The sequence below is a fragment of the Pedobacter psychrodurus genome, assembly GCF_032678585.1.
GTDB classification, from domain to species: domain Bacteria; phylum Bacteroidota; class Bacteroidia; order Sphingobacteriales; family Sphingobacteriaceae; genus Pedobacter; species Pedobacter psychrodurus_A.
The window spans coordinates 107,918-132,629 of the sequence record NZ_JAVTSN010000003.1; the positions used below are offsets into that span (position 1 = coordinate 107,918).

Consider the following 24,712-nt stretch of genomic DNA (forward strand, 5'->3'; position numbering starts at 1 on the left):
TCATCCTACATAGGAGGATTTTTTTTTGTAGTATCAGGTGGCATTTTTGTAGTGGTATCAGGCATTTTTTTCGATGTCGTATCTGGCATCGTCTTCGTGCTGTCCATCATTTTTGTAGAATCCGTCGCAGTACTATCTGAAGAACCGGCCATATTTTTCGACGAATTGCATGCTGAAGTGGCTATCATAAGAGAACCCGCGAAAGCAAGACTTAAGATTATTTTTTTCATAGTTTTTATTGTTATCTATCAAATTAACAACCTTTTAATCATTTGGTTTTATTTTTTTTACTTCACAGTGATAATTATTAGTTCATTCTGCTGATTATCAATATTTTGAAATTACAATCCATACCTGTTATTCGGGATGGATCTTTATCTTTTCTAAAAATTTTGCTATATATTTTCTGCATAACATAGTAACCATCTTTCAAAATACCCTTGAAATTTTCTTGATTTGAGGAGATAGTATAAATAGAAGCACTAGCTGTTGTACCCTCAAAATGGTAACCTCTTCAATATCAAATTCTTCAGGTATGATGAATGCTATCGTCAACATGCATCATTCTAAATTACTTAAATATTACCAAAACAACATCTCCAAAACTTTAAAAGGTGGTAAAACTTTCTGATATTAGTATGTATGATTATTTCTCAAAACACCCTGAAATGGGTAATGCGCCTTTACCCTCCTTTGTTTTTTCAGCGCATTTGGGTTCAGAAATTTGAAAATGAATTTAGGAGCTGTACGGTCAAATTAAGTAAGAGCTTCTTAAATAAAAATTATAATGGCTCCATTTTTGGAGGCACCATTTATGCAGCAACAGATCCGTTTTATGCCTTATTGTTTGATCAGCTCATGCAGCGTCGGGGTTTTAAAGTCCGTGTTTGGCTTAAAAGCGCTTCTATACAATATTTAAAACCCGGACGTTCTACATTATATTTTACGATAACGGTTACAGAAGAAATGTTGAACGAAGCCACGGATGCCTTAAAAACCGTAGGGAAGTTTGTAAAGGCCTACCCTATGGAAATTACCAATAAAAATGGCGAGCTGTGTGCCACTGTAATGAATGAAGTGTATATCCGAAACCTGCACCAGGGCGAAACCCCTAGAGTTGCTTACTAATTTTTAGATTATGCCGAGTATTAAGAGTTTAATTTTGCAGGGCGAAGGTGTAATGCTCGATTTCAAAAAAACGATTACCAGTACCGAAAAAATAGCCAAAAGTCTGGTGGCCTTTGCCAATAATAAAGGTGGTAAGCTATTAATTGGCGTAGCTGATGATGGATCTATCAAGGGAGTAAAATCGGAAGAGGAAGAAAAATACATGATCTTAACGTCTGCGCATCAGTTCTGCAAACCAGCTATTGAGCCTTATTTTGAGGAAATTTATGTGGATGATAAATTGGTGCTGGTGGTAAACATCCCTCAAAGCGATACCAAGCCACATTATGCGCTTGATGACCAAAAGAAATGGTGGGCCTATATCCGCATTGATGACAAGAGTGTTCTGGCTAGTCGGATTATCCTGGAAGTGCTTAAACAGGAATATAAAAACGATGGGGTGCTCATATCCTATTCTGATAACGAAAAAAAGTTGCTCGAATACTTAGCGCAAAACGATAAGATTACCTTAAAAGAATTTAGCAAACTTTTACGCAGTTCTTACCGGAAGGCACAAAAAGTATTGGTTAATTTAATCCTGACCAATGTGATCAAGTCGCATTCCTCAGAAAAGGAAGAGTATTTTACAGCAGTGAGGTAAGAATTTACCACCAAATATGCGTGCGTTCTCCTACCCAAAATACATCCTCCTGAACTTGTTCCAGGATCATAAAAGAGAAATTTCTTAAAGGTTGGGTGCAGATACCAACTTTTCCAGGCATTACGAGGATCGATTTTAGAAACCGAACATTAACTTTTCTACATTCTAAATTTTGAGGTTTAAAAATCCGACCTTTGCAGACTTATGTTTTCTAAAATCTACACCAAGTATAAACCCTATTACAAAGAAAATCTTCATTTGGCATTGCCAATCGTGGGTTCGCAGGTTGGTCATACATTGGTACACATGGCCGATAGTATTATAGTTGGCCACTTTACCGACACCATTCAATTGGCAGCTGTTTCACTCGTGAATAGCATATTTATGCTCATTTTAGTCATTGGATTAGGTATTTCCTATGGTTTAACGCCACTCATTGCACAAGAAAACGGTCGGCAGAATTATGATGAATGCGGAAAACTTTTATCCAACAGCCTGATTATTAATATTTGTGTGGGTATATTTTTATATGTACTGGTTCAATTGGGCATATTTTTCGTGATCGATCATCTGGAACAAACGCCAGAGGTAGTACGATATGCAAAACCATATCTCAACCTTTTATCTGTTTCCATTATTCCATTATTGATTTTTCAAACTTTTAAGCAGTTTGCAGAAGGTTTAGGATTTACCAAACAAGCCATGTTTGTTTCCATCTGGGGAAATGCCATCAACATTATTTTGGGGATCATCTTCGTAAAAGGGATGTTTGGAATTAAATCGATGGGTGTTAGTGGTGTGGGTTTAAGTACATTGATCGATCGGATTTTAATGGCTTCAGTAATGTGTTTTTATGTATTACGCTCCCAACATTTTAAAAAATACCTGATTAATTTTAAAGCAACGTTTTTCGATAAGTTAAGGGCTATTAAAATTGCAAAGATCGGAATGCCTGTTGCGATGCAATATTCTTTCGAAATCAGTGCTTTTAGCGGGGCTGCAGTATTGATTGGTACAATTGGGGCGGTTGAACAGGCTGCACATCAAATCGCCATTAGTTTAGCCGCCATGACTTATATGATTGCCAGTGGTGTGGCCTCGGCTGCAACCATTAAAACGGGGAATAATTTTGGAAAGAAAAATTTTGATGATTTACGTAAATCTGCCATCGCCAGTTATCATGTTATCTTACTATTCATGTGCTGCACTGCGGTTATTTTTGTGCTGGCCAATAACATCATGCCTTTTATCTATACCGAAGATGCGGCAGTAATTCCAATTGCAGCACAGTTGTTGATTATTGCGGGATTTTTTCAGTTATTTGACGGGACACAAGTGGTGGGATTGGGTGTGCTGCGTGGTGTAGGCGATGTAAATATTCCTACTTTCATCACGTTTTTAGCTTATTGGGTCGTCGGAATTCCCATTGGATATGTAATGGGGTTTCATTTCGGCTTAGGCGTTAACGGCATTTGGTACGGCTTAACCTTAGGGTTGCTAACGGCATCTTTCCTATTGTTTATGCGCTTTCAGAATAAAACAAGAAGTTTGAAGGCTGGTTAATTCTCATTCTGAGCGAAGTGAAGAATCTTACTAGAAGTGTTCGCTGCGCTCAGAGTAACATTTTTTTTGAATGGGTAGATTGAATGCCCACTATCTTGACTTAGCCAAATTATTTTTTTGTGTCATCCTGAGCCTGTCGAAGGACCTTCACCATATTTAGTTTTGTCCAGTCTGGATATTCCGAAAATTCATTAAACAAAACAGATTAGCTTGTGACTTCTCCTGGGCTTAACGCAAGTGTTAAGTTAATGGCCTCTGCAGAACCAACACAGATTCTTCATTGCATTCAGAATGACAGCACGCTGTTACTTTCCGCCTACATTTACCACCACACCAATGGTAAAGATCGAATTACCTGCCGACATGTATTTGCGGTTCTTTAAGCCAATATTACTACTCGTGGTATATTGTAGCTGAAAAGTTTTACTCAATGCCATACGTGTAAAGAAAACCGGCTCAAAGAATATATTGTCTTCTTTTGGCTGAACAACTCCATTTAAAAAGAAACGGTCCATTTTTACATGGCTAATTCTTAATGCTGTACCGTAATTGATCGGAAAATCAGTTCCAAATAAATGCAGATTGTTTTTCTTTTTCGAACTATAGTTAACCTGTAAAAATGTTTTTCTATAATCTACTTCCTGTAGTTCACTACTGATCAATACATCATCTTTAAAATCGCGGAAGGTAATGTCGCTCCATCCCTTTCCCACACCTGCATAAATTTCAATAATCCGGTTATTGTCTGGACCAAAGGTATCAAAGTAACCACCGCCAATTTCGATCAGTTTATGGCCGAAATCTTTGCTCTTTCTTTCGCTGTTCATCCTTGAGCCGCTAAAAAGCACTCCTATGTGATCAGAAACGGCATATGCCCCATTCACACTGGCATTTCCTTTTAAAGAAATATGTGCACCGCCACTAAACTCGCCCTGCTTGCTCAACATAGGGGTATTCGGAACGTTGGGCATATAAACTGAAGAACAACTTGCTGCAAATAGCGCTAAAACTGGGAGTGTAAAACGTAGGTATTTAATCATAGATGTTATATAAACAGATTTTGAAAGTAAAAATTGTGTTAGCGTTCCATTTTCATGAAATCCATCACCCGCATAAACTCATCATGTAAACCAGCTTTTAAGTGGATTCTTTCTTTTGTGATTGGATGCGCAAATTCAAGTTCAGAGGCATGAAGCAACATGGTGGTCATCTCCCACTGATCTTTAAAAAATTTATTCTGTTTGTTGCAGCCATGTGTCCGGTCGCCAATGATGGGATGCAGGATGTGGCTAAAGTGCCTTCTCAATTGATGCATTCTACCTGTCTTGGGTGTAGCTTCAATTAATGAATATCTTGATGTTTGGTGTTTGCCAAAAGCCACTGGTACTTCGGCCCTTTGGAGGGTTTTAAACGAGGTGAATGCATCCTGCATAGTGCCGTTTTCTTTGGCTAAAGGATAATCGATATCCATAACATCAGGCGTGAAACCACGTAAAATGGCTAAATAGTTTTTATTAGTTTCTGCGTTCATAAATTGCTGGTGCATAGCAATTTCTGATGGTTTATCAAAAGCAAACAATAAGATTCCACTGGTCTTTCTGTCTAAGCGGTGAACCGGACTAACATGTTTGCCAACCTGATCTCTCAGTAACTGTAGTGCAAACTCGATCGCATCTCTGGCAATCGATGATTGATGCACCAGCAATCCGTGGGGTTTGTTAATCGCAATTAAATGCTCATCCTGGTAAATAATCTCCAACATATTGCCGCGAAGATAAGCATATTATGGTTTTCGCATAATGGCCTAGCTAAATAAATCAAATGCCAGCCGGTAGGTATTGCAGTGTGCATCTACAATATCTTTGATATCTGCAGAATAACCACCGCCCATACTCACTTGTAGGGGCAGGTTTTTATCCCTGCAGGCTTCTAATACCATCCTATCGCGTTCTTTACAGCCCGCTTTGCTTAATGCAAGTTTACCCAATTTATCTGTCGAAAGCACATCCACTCCAGAGAGGTAAAACACGAAATCGGGTTTAGCCCTTTCAAATGCTTTTTTAAGGTTGATGTTTAAAAGTGATAAATATTCTTCATCCTGCAGACCGTCATCCAAAGGCACATCCAGACTTGACAATTCTTTTCTGAACGGAAAATTCTTGTCCCCATGCATCGAAAAAGTGAATACCTTTGGCTCATACTGAAAGATTTCTGCTGTACCATTTCCCTGATGTACGTCTAAATCAATAATTAAGATACGCTTAGCTAAATTTCTACTTAATAAATAGTTAGCTGTTATCGACTGATCGTTTAACAAACAGAATCCTTCGCCCCAATTACTGCCTGCGTGATGCGTACCGCCGGCCACATTAAAAGCAATTCCATTATTTAAGGCAAAATGCGTCCCATCAATTGTTCCCTGGGTAATTCTTAATTCGCGCTCTAATAATTGTGCATTCAAAGGAAAGCCTATGCGTCTTTGCTCTTTTGCAGGGAGCGTTAAATCCCTTAGCAGCTCCCAATATGATTCTTGATGCGTTAAAAGAACGATATCTTCAGCAACAGGTTCCGGACTAAATAAATTTTGTTGCTCAATGGTCCCTTCGTGCAAAAGCTGTTCGGGTATCAGTTCATATTTAAGCATCGGAAAACGATGCCCTTCCGGTAATGGATGTGCATATATAGGGTGCCAGGCAATTTTGATCATTAGCCTAAAATCTCCTCCACATGTTTTTCGATATTATTACAGATCTGATCTACCGGGAGATCGTTTGCGTCCTCCCCAAACGGATTCTCTATTTCTTCAGCTATCAACTCCAAACTCGCTAATACATAGAGAATAAAGGGAACAATGGGCACGACAAAATAACCTAAACTGAATACCCAACCAAATGGTAAAGTAATCACGTAGATGAAGATAAACTTTTTGATGAATGCACTGTATGAATAAGGGATCGGTGTGTTTTTGATTCGCTCACAAGCACCGCAGATATCAGTAAACTGATTAAAATCACTTGACAGCACGATAAACTGTTCCTGAGAGATAGCGCCTTTTTCCAATGACTCGTAAAATCGGTTAATTAAACTGCCTGCTATCTGGTTTGGAATGTGCTTACCTTCTTCCACCTCAATTAAAAGACTGTTTTTACCAAAATACATCCTTTCGCGCAAGTGTTCCTTTAAGGCAAAAGCATATTTGGGAATTCCATATTCGAAAAAACGAACATCCTCTTCTGTTAATTTAAGTGCCTTTATCTTCATGGCCAGGTTTCGGCTCACATTGGTTAATGACCCCAACAATTTTCTTCCTTCCCACCACCTGTCGTATGCTGTATTCGTTCTAAAAACCAATAACATCGACAATACGAAACCCAGTAAGCTGTGCATCATACCGATGTTGGTTACATAACTGCTTTTAGAAAGCTGGAAAAAATTTAATTCCGCAAAAGCCACTAGACCTGAAAACACAGCCACAGCTAACATCAAAGGCCAAAGTTTCCTGAAAGTATCACTCTTGTGGATATGGAAAATAAAGGTACTCCAGTCTTTAGGGTTGTAGTTAATCATTTTAAATTCTTTTATAAACGGATTACAAAATGTTTTTACTTACAGTTAAGAGCGCCTGTCCTGCTAAAAATACATCTTCAAAAGAGTTGTAAAGTGGTACGGCACTTAAGCGGATTACGTCGGGTTCACGCCAGTCGCCAAGGACATGATTGGCCATCAAACCATCAAAAATCTGCTTGCCATTTCGCTGTGCAATAATAGATAACTGTGCGCCTCTATCATTTACCGCTTTAGGCGTAATAATTTTATACTGCTCCGCTCCCAACACCTTATTTACCTCATTTATAATATATTCAAGATAACCAGTTAAAGCGATACTCTTGTTTCTTAATGGCTCAATAAACCCTGCCTGCTCAAATATTCCAAGCGAAGCATGGTATAAAGCCATGGGCATTACCTGTGTACAGCTCACCTGCCAACCATCAGCTCCCGCCTCAGGAATAAAACCCTTTTCCATTTTAAAACGTTTGTCTTCCTGATAACCCCACCAGCCTGCAAAACGATTCAACGCTGAATTATTGAAGTGTTTTTCATGCACAAAAATGCCGCTAATGCCGCCAGGTCCTGAATTCTGATATTTATAAGAACACCAGCAGGCAAAATCTACCTCCCAATCGTGAAGCTTTACAGGGACATTTCCAGCCGCATGTGCCAAATCCCAGCCAACAACTGCACCAATTTCGTGGCCAGCTCTGGTAATGGTCTCCATGTCGTACCATTGTCCGGTATAATAATTAATCCCACCAAATAACACCAGCGCTATTTCATCTGCATTTTCTTTGATTTGAGCCACGATATCTTCCGTACGGAGTATTTCTTCGCCTTCCCTGGGAAAAACCTCTATAATCGCTTCCTTCGGGTCAAAACCGTGAAATCTCACCTGGCTTTCTATCGCGTATTGATCGGACGGGAATGCGCCCCCTTCCATAATAATTTTAAATCGCCTTCCCTTTGGTTGGTAAAAGCTAACCATTAACAGATGAAGGTTCACCGTTAGGGTATTCATCGGGCAGACTTCTGATGGCAATGCCCCAACAATGGGCGCCATAAGCTTTTTAAGTTCTTTATGATAGAACATCCAGGGCTCATCTCCATCAAACCATCCTTCTACAGCATAGTTAGCCCAATTATCCAGCTGTCCTTTTAAAACTTCGCCGGCCACTTTAGGTTGAAGTCCTAATGAATTGCCACAGAGGTAAATAAAATCTTTATCATTATGTTTTGGAAATAAAAATTGTGACCTGAAATGACGGAGCGGATCAGCTTCATCCTGCGCTTGAGCGAATGATAGGTTATTTTCGAAATTCATGGCCTCAATATTACAAAAAAAAGCAGGTATTGTTTCCAATCCTGCTTCTCGTTCTATCTTGTTAATTAAAATTTCATCGTGTCGTGTTTACCCAAATCTGGCGTATCACCAGTAACCACTGCTTTTAACATACTGAATAATACCACGATCTTTGACGCCGATGCATCCCAATATTCAGCCTCTTCAGGTGTCACTTTAATCAATATTAATCTTGGATCCTCAATTCCGTCAGGGAACCAGGCTTTAATAAATGGTGAGAAATAAGCTTCTTTGCGTACTTTGTCATCCACCAATTCCGCCTTGCCCTTAACGGTAAGGTAGGTATTTTTAGAAGGATCACTATAGGCCAGCAGCACATTGTTTTCTTTCGAAATTTCTTTTGACTTAGGCGAGTATTCGTTGGTGTAAAACCATAAACTCCCATCATCTTCAATTTTTGCAGTACCCATTGGCCTGCTTCCAAATTCATCGCCGGAAGAAAATGTGGTAAACATACAGGTACGCACACTTTCTGCCATTTCTTTCAGGATCGCTATATTTTTCTCGTTTTTCATTTTTACAATCATTTATAAAGAAAAACAGGAATTAAGCCAAAAGGTTTCTGTTAATTAAACCTTATTAGGTTTGCTTACGTATTTATTGCCTTTAACAAAGAAACGCCAGGGGAACAACGCATGTTCCTTTGCATAGGCGATGCCCACCCTTGGCGTGGCGGCAATATCTTCATCCCTATAACAAATGGAATGATCTTCGATCCAGATTTCATCGCCCGTAAGATTTTTTGCATTAAAAGTTCTATCTATACCCAATGCTTTTGCTGCAGAGCCCGGTCCGGCAGAAATGGCGCCTTTGGTAGAGGGCATATTTCTTCTTTCTTCAATGACGCCGATGCCGATCAAAGGTTCGATTCCCCTTATCAATACTGCATGCGGATCATTTTCTTTAGAACTGACAATATTAAAAAGATTGTGCATACCGTAACAGAGGTACACATAAGCAATCCCGCCATTTCCATACATGGTCTCTGTCCGGTTGGTGCGCCGACCACCATAAGCATGCGAAGCCTTGTCTTTTACGCCAAAATAAGCTTCAGTTTCAACAATGATACCTGCAGTGATTTCGTTATCGATTTTGGTGTATAAAACCTTGCCCAGTAAATCTTTAGCTAGATCCACTACATCTTCATTGAGATAATATTCTTCTTTTAGCTTCAAAGCAATGATATTAACTACCTGTTTAATATAATAGATATAACCTGCTCTAAATAAGCCTTATCTGTATCATCGAATTTACCCAATACTTCACTATCCACATCTAAAACACCCATCACCTCGCCATTTACAATAAGTGGCAATACGATTTCTGATTTTGAAGCAGTTGCACAGGCAATGTGACCTGGAAATGCATCAACATCCGGAACGATAATGGTTGCGGCCTGCTCCCACGATGCACCACACACTCCTTTTCCTTTTTTAATCCTTGTGCAGGCTACCGGACCTTGAAACGGACCCAATACCAATTCGTCTTGTTTCACTAGGTAAAAACCTATCCAGAACCAATTAAACTGTTCTTTGAGCGCCGCAGTAACATTTGCAAGATTTGCGATAAAGTCTGTTTCGCCGTAAAGCAAAGCCTCTATCTGCGGGATGATCGACTGGTACTGTTCTTCTTTCGATGTATTTCTGGTGATGGTTAAATCTTCTGCCATTTTAATTTTTCTATAATCAAAGTTAATCATGATTTATGAGATGTAAAGTGATAGCCAATTTTAATGACGAAAATTTGAACGAGAATCTATTTGTAAATTCATTAGTTTTGGCCTAATTAACCGTGATTTATGATTGTAGCCTTAACCATTACCAAATTCCGTGGCCTAACCATCCCTTTTGCTTTTATAGGCATGGCGGTTTTAAGGCTGCCGCTTTGGTTAAATAAAAGCTGTAAATTCTGGAAGTTAATGGGGAGCGGAAAAAATGCGCAGGTTGATCTAGCCCCCGATTACAAACACTGGGCTGTATTAACCACCTGGGACAATCGCAAAGATTGTGATGATTTTTACGCAGATTCATTTGTAATAAAATGGCTCCATTTCTTTGGGGTTGAAAGTTTTACAATATTACTTAATCCTTTATCTAGTCATGGATTATGGTCTAATTTAGAGCCATTTAAAACTAATATTTCAAATAAAAATCACATCGGCAAAGTCGCAGTAATTACAAGGGCGGCTATTAAATTTAGTAAGCTGAAAGAGTTTAGGCGTAACGTTAAAAGAGCAGCTGACGCCATGCGTACGGCTCCTGGTTTTATCCTTTCGGCAGGAATAGGCGAAAATCCATTCTTTGACCAGGCCACCTTTTCCATTTGGAGTGATACAGAAAGTATGAAAAGCTATGCTTACAAGTCTGTTGATCATTCGGACGTGATTAAGCTCACCAGAGAAAAGCAATGGTATAAAGAGGAGTTGTTTGCCCGTTTTGCAATTGTAGACAGCTGGGGAACGCTGAATGGAGTTTCTATTGAGGGTATAAATAAAAAATTAAAAACATAAATTAATGAGAGTAGTAGCAGAGCTTCCACATCCGGAATGTAAGATTACCATTTTTTCGATGAACCAAAAATACATCGTAAAGTTTGAGCAGGGTACGTTTGAACAAAGTTATAAACTGGCAGAGCTTGATTTGAGTGGAGGTGGTGTGAACGATGTATTCGAAATTATTGATGAAGAATTTATTCAAACGGTTATCACCCGATTTAAAGTGATGCGTTCAGATTTCACGGCAGCGTACAACAGGCATCAACATTAGTAGATATTACACATAACTAATTGATTTATAGTTATTTTTATTAATACACAGAATTAAATTTTGAATTTATGGAATGTTTTTATATTAAAAACAATCTTTATTATTTGTTATTATTTAATTAACATATTATAACTATCTGATATATTGATTTTTATATGTAGTAACAAAATATAATTTCCTATGGCGTTTTGGCCAAATAAATGGGAGGTTTTGGCTTATTCAAGCTAAAACTATCACTTTGATAAAAACCTGAAAGAAAGATTTATTACTGCTTTATCAATAAAGAATTTATAAAATCGGTCTATGTTTCGATCCGATAGCTATCTTTCTAAAGAAATAAAAACTGAAAGATCCTTCACTGCGTTCAGGATGACAGACACAAAAAAAATGCACAAATAAAATCTGTGGTTAAATTAAGAATAGAAAGATTCTGAAATATCTCCGATAGTTACCGGAGATCAGAGTGACGAAGAGCAGTGATTTCCGTGTTTCCGTGGCAAACCTAATTAGCGCCCTGTATTAAGAAACCAGTGTATCGTGCACCACTACCCTGTACCAGTTTTTAGAAAATTTTTCTACAGCATCTAAATGCGTTTTATCTTCCTGGTAAGCGTTATGGTCTGCGATGTTATCAAAGGTAATGGTAAGGGAATAGGTAAAAGAATTATCGGTTACCGGACGTACTGGGGTACTTGCGGCTAAGCCGTAACTCAATGTTTTAATATATTTAATCGGTTTTAAACTTTCGAAGAAGTTGGCGAAATCTACGATTTCATTTTTAGTAAGCTGAGGCTTTAACCAGAACATTACGAAGTGTTGGATCTGGCCTTTATCTGCGGTTTGGATTTCTGTCATGGGGGGATTCTTTTTTCGCTAATATATTAATCATTTTTTATAAGGCATAAAAAAAGTCCTGATGCAAATCAGGACTTTCTATATCTTTCAAAAACACTTAGTTTTTAGGTTGTACACGACCAGATTTTCTGTCTTCGCCTCTACCGATTAAATAACCGCCACCTGCTCCAACTAATCCACCGATGATGGCACCTCTACCTTTTTTCTTATCAATTAATGCGCCACCAACTGCACCACCAACGCCACCAATTACAGCTCCTTTAGCGGCATCACTCCAGCCTTTTTTCTTAGCTGTAGGTTGAGTACCTCCGTACGCACCGCTAGAACTTCCACTAGAACTCGCGCCTGAGCCTGCATACGATCTTGATGATGCAGCACCTGCCCTTCTGGCGGCTACTAATTCTGCCTGGTGTTTAGCTTCTTTTTCCTGCTCTACTTTTGCTGCAGCAGCTTTATTAAAGCTGTCTAACCTTAAACTGTCTTTTACTGCTTTAACGGCTAATTCTTTTTCTGCTTGTTGTTGTTTTAATGCTGCTTCTTCTTTTGCCTTATTGTTACAAGCAAACAAAACCGAAGTACTTAATGCGATTACTACCAATATCTTTTTCATAACTCTTAATTTTTACATGACGCTTGTTCAGCTACCTAACCTCGCTAAACAGGTTTCATTGGGATGTGTGATTTTGTTAATTATATGTAGTAAAGAAAAAATGATGCCAAAATGTTTTGAAAATGGAAAATTATTCCACTAAGTCGACATACCAAAAGCCGGAAAGCGCTGTGGTTGAGCATGGTGAGTCTTCATTTACATCAGTTTTGTTTGGCGCATTGTAAGTTCGAAATACCTTCTCTCCAATGGTGAAAGTGATTTTATTCCTGAAAATTGGTCCTTCAAAAGCGAAAGTATGAAACTCTCCATTTTCTCCGCAAGGATCAATATTGTTGGGCAATTGGTCAATTAAATCAAGGCTGATTACTTTTCCACAAATATTTTCAAGATTTTGTTGGGTACAAACAATGATGGTTTTATAGCTCAGATTTACAAATTCTTCAATCAAAGCTCTCGTGTTTTTTTGCCACAGCGGAAAAATTGCTTTCAGACCTATTTCTGCTAATTTGTTTTCACGGTATAAACGGAGGTCTTCTAAAAAGATATCGCCAAAAATGGAATGTGTAATGCCTTCTTCTTTAAATTTACTTAGATGTTCCTTCATCGTACTATCGTAGGTTTCCATATCAGGCATTTCTCCCAGGCGGATCTGGCGCAACGGAATACCAATACTTTCGGCCTGTTTGATCAATAAAGCTTCTCTAACACCATGCATTGAAACGCGGTTATATTTTTCAGTAACCGTGGTAATCAGGTAACGGATTTCTATAGTAGGGTCTTGCAAGGCGTAATGAAGCGCCAAAGTGCTGTCTTTACCTCCGCTCCAGTTGAAAATGCAAATCTTTTTATCTGGCATTGGCTAAAATTTCTTTCAGTTCTGCCACACCATCTACCGCGTTCTTCTCGATATTGATTACATTTTTATAGCGTTTTACATCTGGTGTTTTCGGGTCGATGATATATTTATCGATTACAGATGGAACAAAATCTATTAAACCTGCTGCCGGATAAACTGCCAGCGAAGTGCCTATCAATACAAATAGGTCAGCCTGTTTGCAAAGTTTAGCGGCTACTTCTATCATCGGAACAGCTTCACCAAACCAAACTACATGCGGTCGCAATTGCGATCCCAATTCGCACAGTTCCCCCATTCTGATGTCGGTGCCTACAATTGGATAGGTTAACTCGGCTTTCGCATCCGATTGTGATTTGGTGATTACCCCATGAAGATGTGTAACCCTGGTTGAACCTGCTCTTTCATGCAAGTCATCAATATTTTGGGTAATAATTTCGACATCAAAATCTTTTTCCAGTTCGGCCAATATTTCATGGGCTTTGTTGGGTTTTGCAGCTAAAACCTGGCTTCTCCGCTCATTATAAAACTGCTGCACCAGCTCTGGGTTTCTTTCCCAGGCTTCTGGGGTAGCAACATCATAAACATTGTAACCTTCCCATAGGCCATCAGCATCCCTAAATGTTTTTAACCCACTTTCGGCACTGATCCCTGCTCCTGTTAAAACAACTATTTTCATAAATATATGATTACACCGATTTTAATGATTTCACGGATTGGCTATAGTTGATGAATTTTTTAGACAAATTTTCGTCAGCTTTAAATATCTCTGGATGAAACATACACGCTAAAGCTTCTATACCTTCTACCAATGTACCTATGCTTGGCTGAGTAAACATATCAAAATCGGCAATATAAACCTGATTGTTTTTTACAGCTTCCAGATGATCCCAGCCTGTTTTTGAGGTCAGCAATTGCATTTCTTCCAGACTTCTTTTTTGATCGAAACCACAAGGAGCGATTACCAAAACCTCTGGATTGTATCTCAATACTTTATCCCATTGGGTAACTATAGAATCTCCTGCAGGATTGGATAACATATCTACCCCACCGGCCGCTGCAATCTGAAACGGAATCCAATGCCCGCAGTTGTAAATCGGTTCGATCCATTCCATTAACATAATCCTTTTTAAGGGTGCACGATTGGCCCTAAGCTGATCTAATATATGATCAGTTTTCTTTTGTAAGCCTGCAAGGTAGCTTAACGCTATTTCTTCTTTCCCTAATGCCTTAGCAACGGTTATGGCACATTCGAAAACATCCTGCAGGTTATTTGGTGATAAAGGTACCAGTGTTGGTTGCTTGCTTAGCTTCATCACAGCGGTTTCGGTGCAAACAGTATCGATATTACAAACCTCGCAGATATCCTGAGTAAAAACCACATCGGGTGCAATACTTTCTAACAATTCATCATCCACCCAATATAAACTTTTACCCTGCGCTTTGGAAGCTGAAAATATCCGGTCGATTTCGATACTCGAATAGTTTTTGCCCTCAAGTATACAACGTACAACCTTTGGCTGATCTGCAGCCTCTTTTGGGCACTCGAAAGTAACGCCATGCAAGTATTCTTGCAGGCCCATATCGTAGATCATTTTGGTGGCGGCAGGTAAAAAGGAAACAACTTTCATGATGTAAGATGTAATAGGTAAAATGGAATTGATGTTCTAAGGTAAAAAAAATCCCCTTTTGAATTAAATCAAAAGGGGATTTTAATATTATTTTTTATCCAGCTGGTGAATCACCAACTGATGAATGTTAATTATAACTCTTGTGTTTGCAGTTTTAATACCGGATATTTTGCCTTTAAAACTTCGAAAGCTCCAAAAAGTAATGCGCCGTAAATAACTGTTCCCTCTAAGAATCTGATTTCAAAAGGAATTGCTTTTACTAAACATGCCCAAAAACCAGCTAAATCTTGTGTATAAGCCGGGTTGTGAAACCAAACACCAATATCGCTTACAATCCAGTGGATTAAAACAATTGCCAATGTAGAAGCCAATAAACTTACCACGTTTACTTTTTTAAGTAATACTCTTCCTGCTAAAACCATTAAAGCAAATGCGATATAGGTCCAGTACCAGCCTTCGTAAAGGAAACCACTGCTGTATTTACTGAAAATAGTTAGCGATAAAATGATATCACTTAAAAATAAACTCAATAATGGAAAAGCAAATGCTTTAAGATGATCTTTAAAATATGCACCTCCGAATAAAGCTACAGCACCAATTGATGAGAAATTGGCAAACTTTAATTCATCTGAGTTGAATGTTACCAGCAAACGGAAGGCCGTTATAGCCAATATCATTAACAGTAAAATTAATGTGCGTGGATTAAATTTTAAATGGGACATTTTATTTTGGTTAATATTTATAACACAAAGTTAATTTTTATTAGTGTATATTAAAAATTACGCCCGTATTAAAGTTGAAGCCAGGTGTATTGTAGCCAATAATTTCGCTATATTTTTCGTTCAAAATGTTCTTCGCATCGAAAAATAACTTCACACGTCTTTTAGCCAGTGCATATTCTGCATAAGCACTAAGCAGTTTATAGGATGGTAAAAGCTCATCAATAGATTTGGTTGTAAAATAAGTATCATAACGGTTTCCGAAATAACGGAAGTTGGCACTTACATATAAGTTTTTGGTAGCTTGTGCGCCCGCATTAAGGCCAAAAGTGTGTTTTGGTCTACGGATCAAATAATTGCTTGTTCCTGCATTTCCTTCAACATAAGCATAATAACCATTAATGTTAAATACACTAAACTTAGCTGCAGGTTCTACTTCAAAGCCCTTAAATTTTTGACTTGCCTGATTAAAGTAACCTGTGGTATACACAATTGCATCAGTTAAATCGCGTTTGAAACCTGCAAGGCGCAAACTAAACTGATCATCAACAAAACTAAAATTTACACCAGCCTCATAATTTTGAGATTTTTCCGGTTTAAGATCCAGATTGGCACCATACTGACCAAACAGCATGTTCAGTGTAGGGATTTTGAAAGCGGTAGATACCGTACCGAATAGTTTTACTTCTTTAATAATGTTGATGCTTGGAGTAACAGAATAAGTATAGTTTTCGCCATATTGATCGTGTTTGTTGTAACGTCCGCCCACCTCAAGGTTAAAAACACTTAAATCGTGCAAAAACAATGACCCATAAGCGGCAAAGATGTTAGTTGTCGGATTTTTGGTATCGGTAACTAATTTCATTTTTCTATTATCGATACCCACAAGTAAGTCTAACTTGTTGCCTAGTTTCTGGTTGTAGAATAAATCAACCACATTAAGCTTTCCGAAGTTTAAGAATTTACTTTCAAAACCTGCATAACTAGAGCTCACATCGTTCGAATTGCTTTCGTGACTATAATTAAGCGTTATTTTACCTGTGTTAAACTTATATTCTGAATTAAAGCCTGCACTAAATTGTTTCAAAATAGAGTTATTGGTCGGTAAACCATCGGTAAATGCATCCTCATCTATTTTATAATTGCCATAGAAATAACGTAAAAATGGATTAACAGAAAAATTTTTGTCTAGTTTGATTCCGAAATTGGCGTTTAAACCATCAGTTTTAAAACCATCTTTATCGAACATTGCAGCACTGCCTACCGGAGTTGCCGCTTCAGAAATTCCGTCAGTTTTAAAATGCGTATAGTTGATGTTGTAAGTAAAGCCTTCTACCGCACCATTTAAGCCGATCGTACCTTTGTATGTTTCATAACTTCCCGCACTGGCTACTCCGTAAATGGTATTTCCTTTAGGGCCACCTTTTTTGGTTACGATATTGATTACACCTGCAACGGCATCAGATCCGTAAATAGTAGACTGGCCTCCTTTTAAAATTTCGATATGATCGATCTGATCGATGGAGAAGAGGCGTAAATCGAATGTACCACTAACACTCGCCGGATCATTTTGTACAATTCCATCAATAAGCACTAAGGTGTAACCACTTCCCGATCCTCTAAAAAAGATACTTTTATCTTTTCCCTGGTTACTGTTTCCACCGCTGATGATGATACCAGCCTGCTCGTTCAGTAAATCAGGCAACGATTTACCGTTGCTGCGTTCCAATACCTCACGGCTAATAATGGTGACCACTTTACCCGTTTGTGATTGTTTCTGATCATTTTTAGTTGCCGAAATAACAACATCTTTAAGCTGCAAACTGTCTGGAGTTTGCGCATTAGCCACCTGGCCAATCATTAACTGTGCAAGCCCTAAACCGGCTACAGTTAGCATTCTTTTTTTGTTCATTTGATTGTGAGTTTTGCCCACAGCCAACAGATGAGAAAAGGAAATGAAAATACGAACAACGTTAATATCTCAATCCTAGCTTCAATCCCCGAAAGCTATGAAATTAAACGCTAAAGGCAGGTCTTCTGACTTACTCCCGTTTTTCTGTCTTCCCGCCCGGTAGTTAATTGGACAGTGACTTATGAATTGAAAAACGTTATAGAGCTTACAGCTGCGGGACAGTTACAGATTTACACTGTATTCCCTTTTAATCCCGGTTGTAAAACCGGAAACCAAAAGCAGTGCAAATGTAGTAAAAAGAGCGGAGAGCAGAAAGCCACTGGCATCAACCGAAAAACGTACGATGAGCTGTTTTATTAAACACCAATTCAGTCCATTTTAATATAATTGGTATATTGTAAGATACTAATTGAGTCTTGCGAGATACAATCCAATATGTAGCCCCCCGATCTAAAAGGAGAACCTTGTAAAATACATGATGGAAAATGGTGGTTTTGATAGAAAAAGCTAAATTGGTAATCAAAATTTAAACCATGAGAAGCACTTTAACCATTGCATTTTCGTTATTCAGCTTATGTACTATGGCACAAAAAACGGATACTGTTTTTCTAAAAAAATTAATGGAAAGCAAACCTGAGCTTTTTTCCACTGTACTCAATCACCCGGATAAAAACCAGATTCAGATTCTTTATACACAGGTTAACCGCGACGTGAAGAATAAGCCCACCTTTAAAACATTTAGTTACAATTTAGACCCCCACCATTATTTTTATCCAGCAAGTACGGTAAAACTCGCTGCTGTAGTTTTTGCTTTAGAAAAGGTAAACAGGTTAAAAAGTACTGGGTTAACGAGTAAAAGTACGATGATTACCGATAGTGCTTATAAAGGGCAAACCAGGGTTTTAAAAGATAGCAGCGCTAAAAACGGCTTGCCATCCATTGAACAGTATATTAAAAAGATTTTGCTCACCAGCGATAACGACGCCTTTAACCGTTTGTTCGAATTTATTGGTCGTGCGGAAATTAACCAAAAACTGAAAACAAACGGTTTAAACGATAGCCGCATTTTAAACCGTCTGGCTGTAGGTGATGCAGGCGAACCGGCTAAACATAGCAATCCCATCAAGTTTTATAATGGTAATCAACTGGTGTATAACCAGGACGCTCAATATGATCCAAAAGAATATGAATTGAAATTAAGTAATCTGGTAATGGGTACCGGTTATCTGGATAGCACAGACAAACTGGTGAATAAACCCTTCAATTTGGCTGGTAAAAATGCTTTCGCCATTAACGATCAGCAGAAACTGATGCGGAAACTTATTTTTCCTGAAGCTTTTCCAACAAAGGAAAGGTTTAACCTTAGTGCGGCTGATTATAAATTGATTTATACTTACATGAGTAAATACCCAACAGAAAGTGATTTTCCTAAATACGACCCCAAAGAATTTTGGCCAACTTATGCAAAGATGTTGTATTATGGAAGACAGCAGATAACGCCTGATCCAAATATCAGGATCTTTAATAAATATGGCGATAGTTATGGCTACATCATTGATAACTCCTATTTTGTTGATTTCAAAAATGGAATCGAATATTTTCTTACTGCTGTGGTACAGAGTAATGAAGATGGCATTTTCAATGATAATAAGTATGAATACGACACGGTTTGTTTTCCTTTTATGAAAAATCTGGGCCGAACCATTTATGATCTTGAACTAAAAAGAGTCAAAAAATTGAAACCAGATTTAAATAAGTTTAAAATGGATTACGCTTATTAAAACCTTTCTCTTCTTTTATGGTTTATAGCCTATAAATTGTATAAAAAACTATACATTAATTAAAAAATAATATATTCGCATCAGAAATAAAAGAATAGATCTCTAATGGCTAAATTATTAATAATTGACGATGAGCGTGCGATAAGGAGTACCTTACGCGAAATTCTGGAGTACGAAAATTACGATGTTGAAGATATCGACAATGGTATCGATGGCCTCGAAATGATCAAAAAAGGAAATTTCGATCTGGTACTTTGCGATATCAAGATGAACAAGATGGATGGTATGGAAGTGCTCGAACAGGCACAACTCATCAAACCCGATCTGCCATTTATCATGATATCTGGTCACGGAACCGTTGAAACTGCCATTGAAGCCAGCAAAAAAGGCGCTTTCGATTTTATTTCGAAACCACCTGATTTAAACCGTTTATTGATTACTGTCCGAAATGGTTTAGACCGTGGAAATTTGGTTACCGAAACCAAGGTTTTAAAGCGTAAAGCCAGTAAAACCCGCGAAATTTTAGGCGAATCGGAAAGCATTTCTAAAATTAAAGAAACGATAGAACGTGTTGCCCCTACCGAAGCCCGTGTATTGATTACCGGCGCGAATGGTAGCGGTAAAGAATTGGTAGCCCGCTGGTTACATGAAAAATCGAACCGTGCCGATAGTCCTTTAATTGAGGTAAACTGTGCCGCTATTCCATCTGAATTGATTGAGAGTGAACTTTTTGGTCACGAGAAAGGTTCATTTACCTCAGCTGTGAAACAACGTATCGGTAAATTTGAACTGGCCAATGGCGGAACTTTATTTTTAGATGAGATCGGTGATATGAGTCTTTCTGCGCAGGCAAAAGTTTTACGTGCCTTACAAGAACATAAAATCTCTCGTGTAGGTGGAGAAAAGGAAATTGAAGTGAATGTTCGTGTTTTAGCGGCAACCAATAAAGATTTATTGAAGGAAATCGAAGATGGTAATTTCCGTATGGATTTGTACCACCGCTTAAACGTAATTAATATCCATGTTCCACATTTAACCGAACGTACGGATGATATTCCGGTTATTGCACAGAACTTTTTAGAAAGCATATGTAGCGATTATGGTATGCCGGTAAAGAAAATAAATGAAACGGGTATGGCGGCTTTAAAAGCATTACCATGGACGGGTAATGTTCGTGAGCTTCACAATATGATCGAACGTTTGATTATATTAAGTGATAGGGTAATTACCGAAAACGATGTGCGCGCTTTTGCCAATCCAGGCGGAGGAACAAACATTGGCGCGGCAAGCAGTGCGCAGATTGCTGGTGCCGGAGGTTCGGCCCTCGCCTCTTCTTTTGATTCGTTCAATAACTTCCAGGATTATAAAGATCATGCGGAGCGGGAGTTTATCAAATTCAAATTGGAGAAAAACAATTGGAACGTATCAAAAACTGCCGATGAAATTGATATCCAAAGAAGTCATTTATACAGTAAAATTGAGAAATTTGGCTTAAAAAGAGCTGAATAACCCCAGTCCCTAAAGAGGAGACCAAAATGTACTTTTGATATAAATTAAAGTTGGAATGAGTAGATTTATCCTGATCATTCCAACTTTTTATTAAATAATACATTGGCAACAGATGTAAACTTGGGGCATTAAAGTCCCCGTTAGGGGATTTAGAGGTTACCCCATATAATCATTCTGTCTCATCAGCAATGCCCTGTACTTATTAAAAATAGCTGTTTTTGAAACGAAACCTAAATACTGATTTTGGGAATTCAATACCGGTAAAATCCACACGTTATCCTGCTCCATTTTCTCGAGTACCATTTTCAGGTCATCATTTTCAGTAATTACATTTGGTGCAGGTTGAACCAATTGAGCGGCAGATAAGGTGCCTTTATCAGGATTTTTCATCATTTCGTTAAACAGCTCTTCTATATAAATAATCCCCTTAAAATCGCCGAGTTCGTCGGTAACGGCACAGATGTTTTTGTGTGATTGCATGATTTCGTTCATTTTAACTGAAATCAGATCGTTCATATTGAGCTGAGGGTAGGTTTTTTCAATCAGATATCTAAGTTTCATCTGATTTAAAACCGTGGTATCCTTATCCTCATGCGATAATAGTTCGCCTTTATCTGCCAGTGCTTTGGTATAAATAGAATGTTTTTGCGAACTGCGGTTAATGGCATAAGAAATTGCAGTGGTAATCATCAATGGTACCATCAAAATATATCCACCAGTAATTTCGGCGATTAAAAAGATACCCGTTAACGGCGCGTGCATAATCGAGCCTAATGCCGCGGCCATACCTGCTACAATAAAATTAGATACATTTAATTGTGCCAAACCCGATAGGTTGACCACATAAGCGAAGATAAACCCGATTAAACCACCCATAATTAAACTGGGTGCAAAGGTTCCACCATTACCACCAGCGCCTAAAGTAACCAAAGTGGCTATTGATTTCATAAAGATGGTAACCACTGTAAACAGCACAACCAAAGCCGGAATTGTATTGTAATCGGCAAAAATACTGTTGTTGATTACAGTTTGGTAATCGCCTTTTAACAAACCTTTGATGGTAATATAACCTTCGCCGTAAAGCGTTGGAAATAAAAATACCAATGCGCCCAACATTAAACCACCAACAACTACCTTGGTATAAGGATGTTTTATTTTATAAAATAAACCTTTTACAGCATAATTTGCCTTTGTAAAATAAATGGAGAACAGGCCGATAAAACAGGCCAGTATCACATAATAAAACAGTGCGTTTACCTTCCATCCTTCTGTAACCAGAAAGAAAAGTTGCTGGGTATAAAATAATCTGGCTACCACAGCCGCAGTTGCCGCAGAAAGCAATAAGGGAATAAATGCAGGAATGGTAAATTCAGGTAATAAAATTTCAATAGCGAATACAATACCAGCCACCGGACTGTTAAATGCACCTGCTATACCTGCCGCTGCCCCACAGGCCACCAACATGGTAATTTCGCGATAAGACAAACCCAGCAAACGACCCAGGTTAGAGCCTATTGCCGATCCACTGGTCACAATTGGTGCTTCCAATCCCGTAGATCCACCAAAACCAACCGTAACCGCTGCGGTGATAATCTGCGAATAAATATTATGTGCCTCTACCTTGCTCGATTTTTTTGAAATGGCATAAAGCAGTGGTGTTAACCCGGTTTCGAACTTGGTTTTACGGATAAAGTATTTAATGTACAATACCGTTAAAAAGATACCGATCATCGGAAAAATAAAATACAGGTAGTATTTATATTTCCAGTGCCAATCTGATTGAAGAAATTCTTCGATGTGGTGGGTTAAACTTTTTAAGGCGGCGGCGGCTAATCCGGCTAAAATTCCAACAACTACGGCAAGGATAATTAAGAAATTACGGTTTGATAGTTTAGATTTCCGGTACTGGTTAATCTGATCAAGGTAATTTACAAATCTGATGTACATTCTATTGTTTTTTAATAGAGGGCTAATTGCCCAAAAGTAACAAAAACAAAAGGAGAAGTCAATTTAAAGACTTCTTTTATGCATCAAATTTATCCAATAGCTTAATGAGTGTTGCAAAATCTTTTGGATATGGCGCATCAATTACGATATCTTGATCATTTAATCCTTTAAAAACCAGGTGTCTGGCATGTAATGCAAAACGTTTCATGATAGGTTGCTCCTCTTCACCTTTGGTTAATTTATAACCTCTCTTAATTGAAGAAAGAAAAACAGGTTTTCCTTTATACATATCATCACCAACAATTGCTGCCCTTTGTGTAGCCAGGTGAATGCGGATCTGGTGCATACGGCCAGTTATAGGCTTGCACTCCACCAAAGTATAGTGTTTATAGTATTTTAACGAATCGAAAATGGTTTCTGCTCTTTTACCTTCGGCCCTATCGATGGTTACATTTTTATTTCCATCGTTTAAGATTGGTAAGTCAACTGTTAACTGATCAAAAATTACATGTCCATCTACTACCGCATGGTAGGTTTTATTCACCTTTCTGCGTTCGAACTGCATCGAAGCGTGACGGTAGCCTTCCGGGTTTTTAGCAATAATCAAAGCGCCCGAGGTTTCTTTATCTAAGCGGTGACAAACCTGTGCATCATCGCTATATTGCTTCGCAAGACGTAATACATTGGTTTCTCCTGATCCGCCACGTTCATCGAGCGAGGCTAAAAAAGGAGGTTTATTGATCACTATAAAATCGTTGTCTTCGAAAAGAATAAGGTCTTTAAAATTTGGAAACTTCAAACTGTGCTGTAATTAATGAAGCGCAAAAATACGATTTTATTTTTTAAGAGGGTCGTCACCCTGAATTTATTTCAGTGACGCAATCAGTAAAGGTTTGATCCCGAAACTTCGGGACAGCATGCCGAATTGATACAAGCAACGTCCTCCTGACGAATTTTGTCATTCTGAACGCATTGAAGAATCTCATGTCACGGAATGTGTTGTACGATAAAAGCACTGGGTAAAGGAACAGAAGAACTTTAATGGCAGTGCTAAAAGGTAAGGGATTCTTCGTTCCTCAGAATGACATCATAAAAAAACACAGATTAATCATCAGAAAAAAAATCTGTGTTAATCTGTGTCTATCTGTGGTGAAAATTATTTAAGATAACTCAAATTTATAACCCACACCTTTAACGGTAGAGACATAAGTTTCACCTAATTTTTCTCTTAATTTACGGATATGAACATCAATAGTTCTATTGGTTACCACAACAGAATCTTCCCATATATTTTTAAGGATCGATTCGCGGGTATAAACCTTTCCCGGTTTTGAAGCCAATAAGTATAAAAGCTCAAATTCCTTTTTAGCCAATACCACTTTGTTTCCACTCTGGAAAACCAAATATGCTTCACGGTCGATTACTAAATCGCCGATTTCCAATTTGTTTTCCGACACTTCTTCCGTTCCTGTATTTCTTCTTAAAATAGCATTAATACGGCTAACCAAAGCACGAGGTTTAATCGGTTTTGCAATATAATCATCAGCACCAACATTAAAACCTGCAATTTCAGAATACTCCTCACTTCTGGCGGTTAAGAAAACCATAAATGTATTTTTGAATTCTGGGATTGCACGCATTAAACGGCAAGCCTCAATTCCATCCATTTTAGGCATCATAATATCCAGGATAATCAAATCCGGATGAACCTTTTTCGCAACAGTAATTCCTTCCTGGCCATTAGTAGCTGTGAAGACCTGATAACCCTCTTTTTTAAGGTTATATTCAATAAGCTCCAGAATATCTGGTTCATCATCAACAATTAATATTTTCTGACCTGCGTTATTCATAGTTAAATATTTGTTACGAAAGTAGTGTCTATGA

Annotated in this window: 26 protein-coding genes and 1 riboswitch; of the genes, 7 read left to right on the forward strand and 19 right to left on the reverse strand. The window is 38.2% G+C overall.

Translation table 11 applies throughout. The annotated features are described in order from the left end of the window. Positions 1–5: 5 nt before the first annotated feature. Positions 6–230, reverse strand: a complete 225-nt coding sequence (locus R2S57_RS02945) for a coproporphyrinogen III oxidase (protein WP_316843617.1) — start codon at positions 228–230, stop codon at positions 6–8. A 412-nt stretch (positions 231–642) separates the two neighbouring features. Between R2S57_RS02945 and R2S57_RS02950 the strand changes: the two genes are divergently transcribed. From R2S57_RS02950 to R2S57_RS02960, 3 genes are all read left to right on the forward strand, one after another. Further along, positions 643–1,128: a DUF4442 domain-containing protein gene (locus tag R2S57_RS02950; protein WP_316843618.1), complete on the forward strand. Its 486-nt coding sequence runs from the start codon at positions 643–645 to the stop codon at positions 1,126–1,128. A 10-nt stretch (positions 1,129–1,138) separates the two neighbouring features. After that, positions 1,139–1,768, forward strand: coding sequence for an ATP-binding protein (locus R2S57_RS02955; RefSeq protein WP_316843619.1), 630 nt, complete (start codon positions 1,139–1,141; stop codon positions 1,766–1,768). A gap of 204 nt (positions 1,769–1,972) precedes the next feature. Then, positions 1,973–3,331, forward strand: coding sequence for an MATE family efflux transporter (locus R2S57_RS02960; protein WP_316843620.1), 1,359 nt, complete (start codon positions 1,973–1,975; stop codon positions 3,329–3,331). Between the two features lie 305 nt (positions 3,332–3,636). Here the strand turns inward: R2S57_RS02960 and R2S57_RS02965 are convergent, their stop codons facing one another. From R2S57_RS02965 to R2S57_RS03000, 8 genes are all read right to left on the reverse strand, one after another. Next, complete coding sequence (locus R2S57_RS02965; RefSeq protein WP_316843621.1) at positions 3,637–4,371, reverse strand: hypothetical protein; 735 nt, start codon at positions 4,369–4,371, stop codon at positions 3,637–3,639. Positions 4,372–4,409: 38 nt separating this feature from the next. Then, positions 4,410–5,093, reverse strand: coding sequence for a pseudouridine synthase (locus R2S57_RS02970; protein ID WP_316843622.1), 684 nt, complete (start codon positions 5,091–5,093; stop codon positions 4,410–4,412). Positions 5,094–5,135: 42 nt separating this feature from the next. Further along, a complete protein-coding gene (locus R2S57_RS02975; RefSeq protein ID WP_316843623.1) occupies positions 5,136–6,038 on the reverse strand; it encodes a histone deacetylase in 903 nt (300 codons plus the stop codon). Then, entirely contained in the window at positions 6,038–6,898 is an 861-nt protein-coding gene (locus R2S57_RS02980; RefSeq protein ID WP_316843624.1) for a bestrophin family protein, read from the reverse strand. Before R2S57_RS02980 ends, R2S57_RS02975 begins: the two co-directional genes overlap by 1 nt. 22 nt (positions 6,899–6,920) lie before the next feature. Further along, a complete protein-coding gene (kynU, locus tag R2S57_RS02985; protein WP_316843625.1) occupies positions 6,921–8,207 on the reverse strand; it encodes a kynureninase in 1,287 nt (428 codons plus the stop codon). Positions 8,208–8,272: 65 nt separating this feature from the next. Continuing rightward, on the reverse strand, positions 8,273–8,761 hold the full coding sequence (locus tag R2S57_RS02990; protein ID WP_316843626.1) for a pyridoxamine 5'-phosphate oxidase family protein: 489 nt from the start codon (positions 8,759–8,761) through the stop codon (positions 8,273–8,275). 54 nt (positions 8,762–8,815) lie between these two features. After that, positions 8,816–9,421 carry a DNA-3-methyladenine glycosylase gene (locus tag R2S57_RS02995; protein ID WP_316843627.1) on the reverse strand — a complete coding sequence of 202 codons (606 nt, stop codon included), beginning with the start codon at positions 9,419–9,421 and terminating at the stop codon, positions 8,816–8,818. A gap of 14 nt (positions 9,422–9,435) precedes the next feature. After that, the gene (locus R2S57_RS03000; protein WP_316843735.1) at positions 9,436–9,915 is read right to left on the reverse strand and encodes a GAF domain-containing protein; all 480 of its coding nucleotides are present in this window, start codon (positions 9,913–9,915) and stop codon (positions 9,436–9,438) included. Between the two features lie 129 nt (positions 9,916–10,044). On the opposite strand from R2S57_RS03000, the gene R2S57_RS03005 reads away from it, so the two are divergent. Continuing rightward, complete coding sequence (locus R2S57_RS03005; protein ID WP_316843628.1) at positions 10,045–10,755, forward strand: DUF3291 domain-containing protein; 711 nt, start codon at positions 10,045–10,047, stop codon at positions 10,753–10,755. Positions 10,756–10,759: 4 nt separating this feature from the next. Then, positions 10,760–11,011 (forward strand): hypothetical protein, encoded by a 252-nt coding sequence (locus R2S57_RS03010; RefSeq protein WP_316843629.1) that lies wholly within the window; start codon positions 10,760–10,762, stop codon positions 11,009–11,011. A gap of 519 nt (positions 11,012–11,530) precedes the next feature. Here the strand turns inward: R2S57_RS03010 and R2S57_RS03015 are convergent. From R2S57_RS03015 to R2S57_RS03045, 7 genes are all read right to left on the reverse strand, one after another. Continuing rightward, the gene (locus tag R2S57_RS03015; protein ID WP_316843630.1) at positions 11,531–11,866 is read right to left on the reverse strand and encodes a Dabb family protein; all 336 of its coding nucleotides are present in this window, start codon (positions 11,864–11,866) and stop codon (positions 11,531–11,533) included. A gap of 97 nt (positions 11,867–11,963) precedes the next feature. Beyond that, positions 11,964–12,476 carry a YMGG-like glycine zipper-containing protein gene (locus R2S57_RS03020; protein ID WP_316843631.1) on the reverse strand — a complete coding sequence of 171 codons (513 nt, stop codon included), beginning with the start codon at positions 12,474–12,476 and terminating at the stop codon, positions 11,964–11,966. Between the two features lie 130 nt (positions 12,477–12,606). Beyond that, positions 12,607–13,332, reverse strand: a complete 726-nt coding sequence (locus tag R2S57_RS03025; protein WP_316843632.1) for a diphthine--ammonia ligase — start codon at positions 13,330–13,332, stop codon at positions 12,607–12,609. After that, positions 13,322–14,008 carry an SIR2 family NAD-dependent protein deacylase gene (locus tag R2S57_RS03030; protein WP_316843633.1) on the reverse strand — a complete coding sequence of 229 codons (687 nt, stop codon included), beginning with the start codon at positions 14,006–14,008 and terminating at the stop codon, positions 13,322–13,324. Before R2S57_RS03030 ends, R2S57_RS03025 begins: the two co-directional genes overlap by 11 nt. 10 nt (positions 14,009–14,018) lie before the next feature. After that, on the reverse strand, positions 14,019–14,960 hold the full coding sequence (locus tag R2S57_RS03035) for an ABC transporter substrate-binding protein (RefSeq protein ID WP_316843634.1): 942 nt from the start codon (positions 14,958–14,960) through the stop codon (positions 14,019–14,021). Between the two features lie 131 nt (positions 14,961–15,091). Beyond that, positions 15,092–15,682: a DUF6580 family putative transport protein gene (locus R2S57_RS03040; RefSeq protein WP_316843635.1), complete on the reverse strand. Its 591-nt coding sequence runs from the start codon at positions 15,680–15,682 to the stop codon at positions 15,092–15,094. A 40-nt stretch (positions 15,683–15,722) separates the two neighbouring features. Beyond that, the gene (locus tag R2S57_RS03045) at positions 15,723–17,591 is read right to left on the reverse strand and encodes a TonB-dependent receptor plug domain-containing protein (protein WP_316843636.1); all 1,869 of its coding nucleotides are present in this window, start codon (positions 17,589–17,591) and stop codon (positions 15,723–15,725) included. Between the two features lie 97 nt (positions 17,592–17,688). Then, positions 17,689–17,883, reverse strand: a riboswitch (cobalamin riboswitch). A gap of 241 nt (positions 17,884–18,124) precedes the next feature. Between R2S57_RS03045 and R2S57_RS03050 the strand changes: the two genes are divergently transcribed. Further along, a complete protein-coding gene (locus tag R2S57_RS03050; protein WP_316843637.1) occupies positions 18,125–19,372 on the forward strand; it encodes a serine hydrolase in 1,248 nt (415 codons plus the stop codon). 105 nt (positions 19,373–19,477) lie between these two features. Beyond that, complete coding sequence (locus tag R2S57_RS03055; RefSeq protein ID WP_316843638.1) at positions 19,478–20,881, forward strand: sigma-54 dependent transcriptional regulator; 1,404 nt, start codon at positions 19,478–19,480, stop codon at positions 20,879–20,881. Positions 20,882–21,037: 156 nt separating this feature from the next. Here R2S57_RS03055 and R2S57_RS03060 read toward each other — a convergent pair whose 3' ends face one another. The 3 genes from R2S57_RS03060 to R2S57_RS03070 all read right to left on the reverse strand — a co-directional run bounded on the left by R2S57_RS03060 (position 21,038) and on the right by R2S57_RS03070 (position 24,678). After that, positions 21,038–22,828, reverse strand: a complete 1,791-nt coding sequence (locus tag R2S57_RS03060) for a chloride channel protein (protein ID WP_316843639.1) — start codon at positions 22,826–22,828, stop codon at positions 21,038–21,040. Positions 22,829–22,904: 76 nt separating this feature from the next. Then, complete coding sequence (locus R2S57_RS03065) at positions 22,905–23,627, reverse strand: RluA family pseudouridine synthase (protein WP_138821545.1); 723 nt, start codon at positions 23,625–23,627, stop codon at positions 22,905–22,907. 361 nt (positions 23,628–23,988) lie between these two features. Next, on the reverse strand, positions 23,989–24,678 hold the full coding sequence (locus R2S57_RS03070) for a response regulator transcription factor (protein WP_131532107.1): 690 nt from the start codon (positions 24,676–24,678) through the stop codon (positions 23,989–23,991). Positions 24,679–24,712 lie beyond the last annotated feature (34 nt).